The 13,242-nt window shown below is 56.0% G+C and carries 9 protein-coding genes; all 9 read left to right on the forward strand.

Annotated elements, in window-relative coordinates; genetic code table 11:
- The first annotated feature begins 115 nt into the window (after positions 1–115).
- The 9 genes from Mal15_RS10220 to Mal15_RS10265 all read left to right on the forward strand — a co-directional run bounded on the left by Mal15_RS10220 (position 116) and on the right by Mal15_RS10265 (position 12,303).
- Entirely contained in the window at positions 116–1,591 is a 1,476-nt protein-coding gene (locus Mal15_RS10220; protein WP_147867663.1) for a sulfatase family protein, read from the forward strand.
- A gap of 1,426 nt (positions 1,592–3,017) precedes the next feature.
- Positions 3,018–3,326 carry a DUF2185 domain-containing protein gene (locus Mal15_RS10225; RefSeq protein ID WP_147867664.1) on the forward strand — a complete coding sequence of 103 codons (309 nt, stop codon included), beginning with the start codon at positions 3,018–3,020 and terminating at the stop codon, positions 3,324–3,326.
- A 615-nt stretch (positions 3,327–3,941) separates the two neighbouring features.
- A complete protein-coding gene (locus Mal15_RS10230) occupies positions 3,942–4,373 on the forward strand; it encodes a hypothetical protein (RefSeq protein WP_147867665.1) in 432 nt (143 codons plus the stop codon).
- Between the two features lie 669 nt (positions 4,374–5,042).
- Positions 5,043–5,801 carry a hypothetical protein gene (locus Mal15_RS10235; RefSeq protein WP_147867666.1) on the forward strand — a complete coding sequence of 253 codons (759 nt, stop codon included), beginning with the start codon at positions 5,043–5,045 and terminating at the stop codon, positions 5,799–5,801.
- A 1,220-nt stretch (positions 5,802–7,021) separates the two neighbouring features.
- Positions 7,022–7,486, forward strand: a complete 465-nt coding sequence (locus Mal15_RS10240) for a hypothetical protein (RefSeq protein ID WP_147867667.1) — start codon at positions 7,022–7,024, stop codon at positions 7,484–7,486.
- 605 nt (positions 7,487–8,091) lie between these two features.
- Positions 8,092–9,297 carry a hypothetical protein gene (locus tag Mal15_RS10245; RefSeq protein WP_147867668.1) on the forward strand — a complete coding sequence of 402 codons (1,206 nt, stop codon included), beginning with the start codon at positions 8,092–8,094 and terminating at the stop codon, positions 9,295–9,297.
- A gap of 276 nt (positions 9,298–9,573) precedes the next feature.
- A complete protein-coding gene (locus tag Mal15_RS10250; protein WP_147867669.1) occupies positions 9,574–9,798 on the forward strand; it encodes an addiction module protein in 225 nt (74 codons plus the stop codon).
- A gap of 1,298 nt (positions 9,799–11,096) precedes the next feature.
- Positions 11,097–11,483 (forward strand): Imm26 family immunity protein, encoded by a 387-nt coding sequence (locus Mal15_RS10260; RefSeq protein WP_147867670.1) that lies wholly within the window; start codon positions 11,097–11,099, stop codon positions 11,481–11,483.
- A gap of 121 nt (positions 11,484–11,604) precedes the next feature.
- Positions 11,605–12,303 carry a PEP-CTERM sorting domain-containing protein gene (locus Mal15_RS10265; RefSeq protein ID WP_167546713.1) on the forward strand — a complete coding sequence of 233 codons (699 nt, stop codon included), beginning with the start codon at positions 11,605–11,607 and terminating at the stop codon, positions 12,301–12,303.
- Positions 12,304–13,242 lie beyond the last annotated feature (939 nt).

Below are 13,242 nucleotides of genomic sequence, written 5' to 3' on the forward strand. Positions count from 1 at the left end.
AGCGGCGAAGACTTTTGGCATGCCGGAGTGCCAATCCATTGTGTCATGACCGCGGATTTGCTTTTACAATGTGACCTCTTCGTTTCTTTCCCCGCCTTCCCTCACCGCGCACGCCATGCTCCGTCACTTCCTGATCGTTAGTTTCCTTGTCGGTTGCGCCGCAGTGCATGCCGATGATCGTCCCAACATCGTTTGGATCATTCCGGACGACATGTCGGCAAACTTTTCCTGCTACGGCGAGACCGCGATCGAAACGCCCCACGTCGATGCGCTGGCGGCGCGAGGCGCGAAATTCACGAATGCCTTCGTCACCGCGCCGGTCTGTTCGACCTGCCGATCGGCCTTCATCACCGGCATGTACCAGACCAGCATCGGCGCCCATCATCATCGCAGCGGTCGAGGGGAGTTGAAAATCCATCTGCCCGAGGGCATCGAATTGGTTCCCAAACTGTTTCAAGACGCCGGCTATCACACCTCGATCACCGGATGGCCGCCCAACGGACGATTGGGCAAGACGGATTACAACTTCCAGTGGGATGAATCGGTCTATGATTCCAACGATTGGGCGTCACGGCAGGAAGGCCAGCCGTTCTTCGCCCAGATCCAAACCCAAGGCGGCAAGCTGCGGGGCAAAGATGCTGAGGGATGGGAAAGGGTTTCCGCCGCGGCGGAAAAGACGCTCGGCAGCCGCACGCCGACCAGCGCCGTGACTCTGCCGCCCTACTACCCCGATCATCCGGATATCGTCCGCGACTGGGCGGCTTATTTGGATTCGGTGCGGATGACCGATGTGATGGTCGGCGAAGTGCTCAATCGGCTCGAAAAAGAAGGTGTCCTGGCGAACACGCTCGTGTTGTTCATGACCGATCATGGGATCAGCCATGCCCGTGGCAAGCAATTCCTCTATGACGAAGGGCTGCACGTTCCCCTGGTGATCGCCGGGCCTGGGATCGATTCGGGGACGGTTCGCGACGACGTGGTCGAGCACATCGACATCGCGGCGTTGTCCTTGGCCGCCGCTGGAATCGGAGTCCCGGACTGGATGCAGGCCCGCGACATCCTGGCCGAGGACTACACCCCGCGAGAAGCCGTCTTTGCCGCTCGAGATCGCTGCGACGAAACGGTCGACCATCTTCGCAGCGTCCGCACCAAGGACTTCAAGTACATCCGCAACTTCCTTCCCAAACGGCCGTACTTGCAACCCTGTGCCTACAAGGACGCCAAAGCGATCCTGATAGCCCTGCGCCAGGTCCACGCGGCCGGCACGCTGAACGTGACCCAGGAGTTATTGTTTCGCGACGTCCGCCCGACCGAAGAGCTGTACGATTTGAAGAACGATCCGTACGAGATTCACAATCTGGCGGACGACCCGGCCTATGCGACGACCCTGGCCGACCTGCGTCGCCGACTGGATGTCTGGATGGATCAGACCGGTGACCAAGGCCGCCAGAGAGAATCGGACGCGATGTACGACAGCGACATGAAGGTCTACACCGACCGCCTGAGTCTGCCAAGATTCGATCCCCAGCAACTCGAAACCGTCCAAAAGAACATCGCCCTGATGAAGCAATGGGCCGCCGAAGGGAAATAAGTCGAGTGCCTGAGCAGGCGGTCGCCCCGCGAGCAAACCACTCTACTCTTTTTCTTCCAGCGGTCTAAGGACCTCAGCCGGTGGAGAACCGGCGGGTCGATTGAATCAGCCGTATGGCGCGAGCCTACGGGCCCGGTACAAACCTCTTGCTGATTCAATGCCCGTACGCTCGCGCGAAGCGGCTGATCCCACGTAGGATCGAATTCAATCAACAGGCCGGAACGAAGCTTCACCCGACCGTGATTCGGACGACATTGAAAGCTCAGAGTGGCCGACCGCATCACCGCCCCCGCCCACGCCCCCTTAAATCGGGTGGAACCCATTATCGGCAGTCCGACTGCTGATAAGATGCCTAAATCACGGCAGTCGGACTGCCAAGAATTCATCGTTCGCGCTGCCAACCGACGCCTGACACGCCACCGCAAATCGATTCGTGTCATTCGAGTGATTCGTGGACGACTCTCTTCTCCGCTGTTCGCATCATGGTCCGACGCCTGATACCCGACTGCGATAGGTGCGCTCGAAGGACGCCCACCGGATTTCATCAGACCTCTGTTTCCTGGGATTCGCTCCTGACGTCACGGTTCGATAGGTGCGCGGTCGACTCGGCCAAAGAAGACAAACCAACGCCTGTCGATTCCAACGCTGACAACCAACGCCCGAAGTGCCGACCGCTGATTGCGACACTGGATTTCCCACGGCGATTCCAATCGAGTACATTGGCTATCCGCGGCGATGGCACGTGCTGTCGTCGTGGCCGATCCGCGTGAACCAAGTGGTGCACCGCAGTCGGCGAGTCGAGGTTGTTTTTGAGTTCAGGTCGATCGCACCGACGCGGTGACCACCGCCGTTCGTAGCGGTAGACGTGGCTGCGATGGTCCGGCGCCTGTCGTCCGTGCTGCTGACGGGGGCGCTCGAATTTGGCCCACTTGATGTCGTCCAACCTCTGTTGCCTAAGATTCGCTTTTGATGTCACGGTTTGACGGGTGCGCGGTCGATTCGGCTGACGAAGACTAACCAACGCCTGTCGACTTCGATGCTGACGACCGACGCCTGACGTGCCGACTGGAGATTGGGACACCGGAATTTCCCGCGGCAATTCACATCGAGTACACTGGCAAGCCGCGACGATGCTTCAACCCGGCGTGCCGACCGACGCCACGAACCCGGCGATGCACCCCAGCACACTCATTGTTGCGAGACGCAAACTTCCAACCCAATTCGATCATCACGCTCACGCAATCTCAATCGTGAAGGTCCGCGTGCGAGGTGATCGCTGATGTTCTGCCACAAAGGTAGTGCTGACATCTTGCCCGATGCAATGACTTGCGTTTACCGTATCTCACTACTTCTCGTTTTGATCCATACGGGTTGCGGACGCCGTGATGCCGAATCTAATCAGCTTCCCAATATATCTGAGACGCAAATGAACGACTCTCGAAGGGCGGGCGAAGAATGGCCGTTCGAAAGCCCTCAGAATCTTGCCGTAATTACGCTTGATCGAATCATGGATGGCAGCAATCCGGTCCTCTACGTAACTCACGATTTGGATGACGGTGGCTGGCAATTCCTTGATGGCGGAGACGTGACAGAGGAAAACGCAATGATTGTCGGCTTATCCCAGGTGGCAGAACATGATCCATCCATCCGTCAGCTGGCTGACCTGCCGGTTGGTTGGTACGCTGTTCGGGAGTCCCCAGAGCATCCGTGGCAGCGAAGCCAGCAGACGCAGTGACGCTGACGAAGAGGCAGAACCATGCGATGCACGGCGAGCCGCGGAGTCGTGGTTTTTGAAGTGGTTGATCATTCGCCGCGGCCGCGTGATCGCTGACGTTCCCCGACAGACATGTCCTCTCCGAATCGCGTGGTTGGCCTTGACTGAATTTCGCTATCAATCCGAACTACCTTCAGCATGCTACAAGACCGAATACGGTTTGCAGATCACGTCCGTTACGATCAACGCCTCCCCACCTCAGGTTCGTATCGATTACTTGCACTCAAATTTACCCGGCACGCTCTTACTCGACCGCCCAACTCCACTCGAGTCGCTTGCCTTTCTGTTTGACGATTGCTACTGGATCAGGATATACGACTTGAACGAGACCGGCGCATCGCTGAATTTTGGGCGCTACGAGGTACACCTGCTGGATGAGGATAGCCCACAATCCAAGATGGTCTGTGATCGGTATACTGCAGAATAGGAATTGCTTGCTCGTCTGGACATGGCTGTGTGGTGAAGCGGGGAACCAGGAAATGCACGGGAGGACGGGAGTCGCGTTTCTTGGTCTGCTTGCAAGTCTTTCGCCCGTCCCCCGTGATTTCGATCGTTATCGCATCGACACGAATTCCCATGAGCTTCAACCGAGAGCAGTTAATTGGCGTTTGGAAGTCTACCGGGATGGGAACGGACCTGGACGCTTTGCACCCTTTACCAGACTGGGTAACTACCTTGCGACCCGATGGAACTTATTCGTGTCTCGTCAATGGGCGTGATGATGCAGAAGGTAGTCCATTTCATCAAACGTGGGAGTTGCGAGACTCTGGAGACTCCCGCGAGTTCACAGACTTTTTCGGACTCAAACCGGGGCACACTCTAGTGGATTTGACAATGGCGATTGCTCCGATCCCGGAATTTCAGATCGACGAGTGGACTCGCGATCGCATGCTTTACCAGATCATCGAATTGACCGACACGAAGATGCTCCTCAGAATTCTGAACCACACCTACGAGCGCCCGGCCTATCAGCGGTTTGAGAGGATTTCTAATCAACTTGATATTTGACGCAAAGTAGCGATACACTGCGATAACAATGCCGTGCACCGAAGGACGGGCTGCGCGGTTTTTGAAGTGGAAAATCAATCGTCCGTCCTCGGTGACGGCCACCGTTACCCGAATTGGTTCACACGTAGTACAAATCGCTGATGGAAACCGAGCGATTTCACGAGGCGACGTTGATTACTGTTTTTCGAGGCAAACGCTGGCGACGACATTCTGTTCAGCGATTGCCATTGATAGCAACTGCAGTTTTGTTTTGTGTTGCGGTACTGACTGTCTACCTGCTTTTACATCCAACGTCGGTGACGGATGACGCTTTGTCACTGGTTGCATTGACAGGACTCGCTTCGACGGCCACGTTTGTCTCATACAAGCTTCTTCCAAGGCTCGTAGTTCGCGCAAATGCTCAATTCTACTTGGAGGCTCCCGGTTGCTCTGCGACATGCATGAACCCAAACCACGAAACGGATGTCCGCATTCGGAGAATCAATGATCGGCTCGTGTACATATCGACGACGGATGGTAAATTCGAGCTGATTGCTCATCGGCAACGCTTGGCTGATACTGAATCGGGTAACAATCGCGTGCACCCGAGTACGCGAGTTGGGCGGTCTTGAAGTTGAATATTTTCCGCGCGTACCGGGTGACGCGTGACGTTCGCCGACGATATGAAACGTGAACATTGATACCGTGAACAGTCCGAACCCGACACCGAAAAGCTGGCTCGCTGCGCTGGTTGGCCTGATCAAGAAGACACCGTCAGTGGTTGCTTCATCTACCGACAATGTTCTTGCCGTCGTTCTCGATGACACATTTTTAGAATCCGTCCCAATCGCGTCGACTGCCTACAAATCGCTTAAGGCGATTCGCGCCGGTCGCGATGCACTACTGGAACACAAATTGGAGCGATTTCTGCACGGACTCTCTGATATCCCTGAAGACGCAATCAACGAGCATATTGAGCAACTTGAGGCTGATGGGCGTTACGCCTCCGATGTTGGGACGTCGCTATTGCTGCTAATCGACCAGTTGGACGACGTCGGTAAGGCGGAGATGCTTGCGAAGGTATGGGCTGCATACCTCCGTGACGAAATCAACGCCACTGAGCTTTTCAATTTGTGCGAAGCAATTAAGACGATTCGTTGGCTACACATTGATGCTATTCGTGATCTACTGGGCAACGAGACGGAGACACGTTTGCTCACGCGCGTAGCGAGTGAATGGCGCGAACCTAACACGGAGATTCGTTTCATTTGGAAAGAGCAAGAAAAGTTTTGCTCTAACCTCGACGACTACGAGATTCTAATGCAACTTTCCAACGCGGGCTTGCTGACACGAGTGGTTCGTGGTGGTGGTGGAATGGGACAGCGTGGTGGGCTCGTCATAAACCAAACTGCGCGTCTTTTCTATCGAATCCTACTTGCCGATGCGTGAGTCTGCGGCGAACCATCCGATGCACCGAAGGACCGGTGGTCAGTTTTCACGAATGGATGCTCAACTCCCGGTCCTCGGTGATCGGTGACGTTCACGCTCGCGACTGCTTGAAACGGGTTCCGAGATTTGCGTTCATTCGCGTGGATTAGCGGTTCGTGTATCCGGCGTTTGGGCACCGCTAATGAACACCGATGAACGCTAATGCCAGTACCCGAGCTTGCGGCCACCGGGATTCATCAGACCTCTGTTTCCTGTTATTCGCTCCTGCAGTCACGGTTCGACAGGTGCGCTGACATACTTGCTGGAAGGGCCTCACGCAAAGTCGCCAAGCCGCAAAGATTTGACCTCGCTTCTTTGCGGCTTGGCGTCTTTGCGTGATTCTTGTCTCACTTGGTGCACAGTCGACTCGGCCGAAGTCGACAAACCGGTGCCTGTCGAATGCAACGCTGACAGCCGACACCTGACGCGCCGACTGCTGTTTGGAGACTCGATTTTCCTCGGCGATTCCGGTCGAGTACACTGGCCACCAGCGACGATGGCTCAAGCTGTCGTCGTGGCCGATCCGCGTGAACCAAGTGGTGCACCGCAGTCGGCGAGTTGAGTTTGTATTTGAGTTCAGTTTCATCGCGCCGACGCGGTGACCACCGACGTTCGCGCTGCTAACCGACGCCCGGCAGCGACGGCCCACCTCTTCTCTGTGTCCCTCTGCGACCTCAGTGATTGTTGATTCATCCACGGTTTAATTGGTGCGCGCGAAGTGGAAGATGTGGCAGACGAATGATTGGCAGACGAATAGGAGAGAATCGATCAACGTCGGCAGAACGAGCTGCAATCATTCGTCTGCCATCCATTCGTTTGCCACATGGCTTGACATCGAAGGAAAGGCCCAGCCTTCTGTGCCTCAAGGTTTTCGATGCATCGGACGGTGTTCCATTGTGTTTGTCAGAAGAGACCAGCCAGCATCCAATGGGGCACGTTCCGAGGCAATCCGACGTCCAAAATGCCGGCCGCAAATTGGGTCACTGGATGCCCCACGGCGACTCCAATCGAGTACATTGGCCATCAGCGGCGCTGGTTTTCACGGTCGTCGTGGCCGATGCGCGTGAACTAAGTGGTGCACCGCAGTCGGCGAGTCGAGTTTGTTTTTGAGTTCCGGTCGATCGCGCCGACGCGGTGACCACTGACGTTACCCCAGCTAGGAGCACGCGACCTGACGTTCCATGCGACGTGTTTTGATTACTGTCGTTACGTTGACTGTTTGTTTGCTTGCCGTTTTCGGAATCGCAAAAGCGTTGTCGTTTGCCAAACAGGTGATCGGTATTCCGCGCGAAGCATATGCTTCGGACTGGACTGCCGTTTTCATCATTGATCACATTCGCACGTCGGGTGAATGGCCAACCGGATGGCACGATCTACGTGACGAGTATGATCGTCTCGCCGTTCCGCAACACTACGCTTGGACATTCGAGGAACTTCAATCTCTTATCACCGTCGACTGGGATGTAGATATTTCTGAACTCCGAGACTCAGACGTGCCTTTAGATCACGTGCGTCTGACCAGCGGTCGCCAAGTGAGTTACGGTGGCGATCCGGACAAATTGATTCATGATTACATCCAGACTGGTGAGGACCCAAACCAGATCCGCGAGAAGATTGGCATACACCGCGAAAAGCCGAAGGGGTAACCATCGCGTGCACGCGGAGGCCCGTTGGCGCGATTTCACGGATGGATACTCAACTCACGGGCCCCGGTGACGCGGGCCGTTCGCGGCGGTAGACTTGGCTGCGATGGTCCGGCGCCTGTCGTCCATGCTGCTGACGGGTGCGCTCGAATTTGGCCCACTTGATGTCGTCGAACCTCCGTTTCCTGGGATTCGCTCTTGATGTCACGGTATGACGGGTGCGCGGTCGACTCGGCTGACGAAGACAAGCCGACGCCTGACGACTTCAATGCTGAAAACCGACGCCTGAAATGCTGACTGGAGATTGGGAGGTTCGAATTTCCCGTGGCGATTCGAATCGAGTACATTGGCAAACCGCGACGATGTTTCAAGCCGGCGTGCCGACCGGCGCCACGAACCGGGCGATGCACCCCAGCACACTCATTGTTGCGAGACGCAAACTTTTACCCGATTCGGTCATCACGCTCACGCCATCTCAATCGTAAAGGTCCGTGTGCGAGGTGATCGCTGATGTTCGTCGACTGAGGTTCTGTGGATTACTTCCTTATCGAAACTGTGGTTTCTCGGAAACACCATCGCAACATGAACATGCGTGGTGGAGCGATACGATGATACGCTCGCTGGCAGCCTTAGCCCTAATGATCAGTAGCCAGCTCTCGGCTGAGGCCTGCCTCTGGGACCGGGACACTCCCGCCGAAGAGGCCAGCGGAATGCCCGAGGTTGTCGCCGCGTTGACCGGCCGGTTTACACGGAATCCGCCGCTTTACTACGAGATGCGACTAGCCCGAGTCTCACGTCACCTCCAAAGCCATCCTGACGACCTCGCCGCCTACGACGATGCCGGCGTCGCCTGCGACCGCCTTGGGCTGGGGGACGAGGCGATATCCTGGATGGACCGGAAGTGGGTGGAACTGGAGAAGCTCGACTCCTCTCGTCCCGAAGTCCGGGAGCACCGTTACCGGTATCATGCGAATCTCGGCACGTTTCTCATCCATCGCTGGGCGAGACAAGGTGCCGACCGATCGAGGCTCGACGAGCTCGAGTCCGCTTGCGACGAGATCGCTAAGGCTCTTGAGATCAACCCGGACGCACATTTCGGCCGTGAAAAGTACCAGTTGCAAGCGATGAAGTGGATCGTTAATCCGCCACAAATCGACAATTCTCAATACCTTCCCAATCTCCTTGATTGGAGCTTCCAAGATATCTACAGTGAACTAACCGAACCCGAGGAGGCCAATGAGGCCGTCCGGGGCCTCGCCGGTCTGATCGTGCTTGGGGATGCTTGGGAGAGCGTAGATGTCTTTCACGCCTTGAACGTTGCACTTCAACGCAATTCCACGGGTTACTCTCGGGGCCGTGATGGCGGACGGAATTCGCTCGCGTATTTTGCTTGGCTCCGTTGCATGGAGTTGGTGGACTCGGGCCAGCACTCATTCTTGCCTGACGCGCCGAAGGGAGAAAATCTGAAAGCGTTACTTCCTCCGCCCGATTTCGTGAAGGCGGAGCTACTGCTCGATCCCGCCTATCGGCAGCTTCGCACCGAGGCGGACGCTTGGCACGCGGAGCGAGTCGCATTCATGTCGCGGCGGCTGCAAACGGGCCGCCACCCTGACACGGATCCGAGCTTCTGGGACGGATATACCGCGCGACCCGCGCCAGAATTACCGTCTTCATCAGTCCCGGACGCCTACAACGAATGGATGGAGAGACGTAGAACGCTGGTATTGCTGGTTGTCGTCGGTGTACCATTGCTCCTAACAGGATTGGTGCTCGGAACGTGGATCGTCCGGAAGTCCAAAGCAAGATTGGCGTGACCAATGGGATTAGTTGCTTGGTCGCGCTGACAAGTTGGTGCGACCGACCGCGCAACATACCGTCGCCGATCGGACACTCGACGAACCAGGCGATGAACGGGAGTTGCGGGTGCCGTTGTTTTGTGAGTTCACGTCGCTTGGCCGCAACCCGTTATCGCTAGACGTTCGTCGACTAAAGTGCTCCATTTCGTTGGTTTTCACGTAGCTTCGAACGAATCTGGATCTCTTGGTCGCATCGCTGTAGAATGGATGCAACTGAAAAAAGGCAGGTGATCCATGACTGTAGAGCAAGCCATTTCTGAGATTTCGTCTCTCTCGATCGACGAGCAGCTGCGCGTTGTGCAGGCAATCTGGGATCGTATGCCGCAGGACGCGGGTACGGCACTGTCTGATCGGCAACGGGCCGAACTTGACCGACGTTTGGCAGATTACCGCGATAATCCCGATTCCGCGCTAACGGAGTCGCAATTGCGTAAACAGATCGGTGATGCTCGCACGTGATGGACGTCCGCTACGCCAAAGAAGTTCGCGACGATCTTCTGTCCTCTATGGCATGGCTCGATGAGCGTCGTGACGGACTTGGCGACGAGTTGGAAACGGAGTTCTTTACTTCGGTTTCAATCGTCCGAGATCGCCCATTGTCGTTTGCTGCCGACCACACGGGGTACCGCGCCTGCCGCCTTCGTCGTTTCACGGCCGTCCTATACTACCGCATTGAATCGGACGTCGTTGTCATAGTGGGATTGTTCGTTGGTGGTCGTGACGAATCTCGATTAAAAGACCGCGGCGAACCAGACGATGCACGTGAGTCGCCGAGTTGACCGTATTGAAGTGGTGCGTCGTTCGCGGCGACCACGTGATCGTTATCGTTCGCGGCGGTAGACTTGGCTGCGATGGTCCGGCGCCTGTCGTCTATGCTGCTGACGGGTGCGCTCGAATTTGGCCCACTTGATGTCGTCGAACCTCCGTTTCCTGGGATTCGCTCTTGATGTCACGGTATGACGGGTGCGCGGTCGACTCGGCTGAGACAAGCAAACCGATGCCTGTCGATCGATTACGAGCACGAGCACCGCGATGCTGAGCACGAGCACGAGAAGACCAGTGCTGACAACCGACGCCTGACATCCCGACTGGAGATTGGGACACTGGAATTCCCCCACGGCGATTCGAATCGAATACATTGGCAATTCGCGACGATGTTTCAAACCGGCGTGCCGACCGGCGCCACGAACCCGGCGATGCACCCCAGCACACTCATTGTTGCGAGACGCAAACTTCCACCGCCGTCTCGATCATCAAGCTGACGCGATCTCGATCGTAGAGGTCCGCATGCGAGGTAATCGCTGACGTTCGTGGCGGTAGACGTGACTGTGATGGTCCGGCGCCTGTCGTCCATGCTGCTGACGGGTGCGCTTGAATTTGGCCCACTTGGTGTCGTCGAACCTCCGTTTCCTGGGAATCGCTCTTGATGTCACGGTTTGACGGGTGCGCGGTCGACTCACCTGACGAAAGACAAACCGACACCTGTCGACTTCCATGCTGACGACCGACGCCTGACGTGCCGGCTGGAGATCGGGATGCTGGAATTTCCCCACGGCGATTCGAATCGAGTACATTGGCGATTCCCGACGATGTTTCAAGCCGGCGTGCCGACCGGCGCCACGAACCCGGCGATGCACCCCAGCACACTCATTGTTGCGATACACAAACTTTCACCCCGATTCGATCATCACGCTCACGCCATCTCAATCGTGAAGGCCCGTGTGCGAGGTGATCGCTGTTGTTCGCCCACCTAACGAATGAAACCATTCACACCAAAATCTACGGCTTACATGAGACCAGGGCAGTACTGGAGCCTTCCGCTAAAGGCTGGCCGTTTTGGTTGTGGCGTTGTGCTGTCACGCGTTGAACGCGAAGGAAAACCAGACACTCGAATGTTCTTAGCCGGACTGCTTGAATGGATCGGCGATTCGCAACCGACAGAAGAATTGATTGTGAATCGGCCAATTGCCAAGAAATGCTTTGCGCACATTAAGATGATTCAAATGACGGGTGGACAACTCATTGGCGAGTTTGCCCCTTGGTGGGAAGTCGATACCCTTGTTCCATTCAGCGACGACATGCCAACGGCGGGATACAATGTGTTTACTGTCCTCGCGCAAAAGCAAGCTGATGGGACGTCGTAATGCGTGGGGGCGAACCACGCGATGAACCGAAGTCGCGGAGTCGTCGTTTTTGACAATGGAAAATCAATCGCCGCGACTCGGTTATCGCGGCCGTTCGCCAGTAATAGAGAGATTCATCTTGATGCAACTACACAAAATGATCACGGTATTTATTGCCTCCGCATTACTTCCACTGTCGGCTTGCTTTGCTGACATTGTGATCGATTTCGACGACCAGCCTGTTGCCGGACCGGTTGCGACCACTAACGGAGATGTCTATTCCTCGCTGGGCATCTTATTCGCGTCGGGGGACATCCCCGACGTCGTCAACTTAGGGGATGTCATCACCTTGTCAAATCGCACCGAACAGTTCTCAATAATCTCGAACACTTCACCTCGCAGCGTTCCAAATTTCGCGGGTGCTGAAGGACTTGGGTTGCGCGACACATTGATGACGTTCAGCCAGCGCGCAACGTCGGTTTCACTCGACCTCGACGCCAACTTTGGCGAACCCGCCGATACGGTTCGTCTTCTCGGACTTCAGGCAACAGGGACGATGAATTCTTTTCGTGTCCTTGCGATCACGGAAGTGCTCGACAACGTTTTTTCCCGGGTTACGATCAATTCAACGAGTTCTACGTTTGATGCTGCGATATTTCAAGTAACGACGGAAACCGAAGGTTTCGACAACCTAGCCGTGACCTCTGTACCGGAACCATCGAGCGTCATGGGAATCGCAACTTGTGCTGCAATTGTCGCTATTGGACGGCGACGCAGATCGGCGCGACGTAAACATGGCGAACCAGGCGATGAACCTAAGTCGCGGTGCTGTACTTTTTGACAATGGAAAATCAATCGCCGCGACTCGGTTATCGCTGTCGTTCGTGGCGGAAGAAGTGGCTGCGATGGTCCGGCGCCTGTCGTCCATGCTGGTGACGGGAGCGATTGGATTGGGCCCACTTGATGTCATCGAACCTCCGTTTCCTGGGATTCGCTCTTGGTGTCACGGTTTGACGGGTGCGCGGTCGACTTTGCCGACGAAGACAAACCGGCGCCTGTCGACTTCAATGCTGACAACCGACGCCTGACATGCTGACTGGAGATTGAGACACTGGAATCTCCCACGGCGATTCAAATCGAGTACATTGGCAAGCCGCAACCATGATTCAAACCGGCGTGCCGACCAACGCCACGAACCCGGCGATGCACCCCAGCACACTCATTGTTGCGAGACGCAAACTTCCGCACCGATTCGATCATCACGCTCACGCCATCTCAATCAGAAAGGCCCGTGTGCGAGGTGATCGCTGATGTTCTGCCTTGGAGGCCAATGCTGCAGCATGAGTGATAGCGTCTTCAAATTTCACCCGCTGGATGCGCGTTGCGAACTCTCGCCCGACGATGCCGCAAGAATCAAGGCACTCGTTTCCGAACACAATCCGTCATCGATCGACCCAGATTCCTTCTCGCTTGAAAGTTTTGGGACTCCCCAATTCTTGGACTGTGGTACCAGGTTTGAACGTGTTTGCTGTCCGCAATGCGGCGAACCGCTTAATCGCACGGATTGGCAATCGGCGATGGATGCCGACTATTCCGTAGCGACTGGATTCCGGCTATCGGAGCCGATACGTTGCCCATGCGGCAACACGACAACATTGGACAAATTGACGTATCACGCAGCGTGTGCATTTGCGTCTGCATGTCTTTCCGTTCGCGTACATTCACACTTTTTCACTGGATGGCTACACGAACTGCCTGCGTTTGGATTCGTCGAAGCAAC

The organism is Stieleria maiorica, assembly GCF_008035925.1.
In the GTDB taxonomy this organism is placed as follows: domain Bacteria; phylum Planctomycetota; class Planctomycetia; order Pirellulales; family Pirellulaceae; genus Stieleria; species Stieleria maiorica.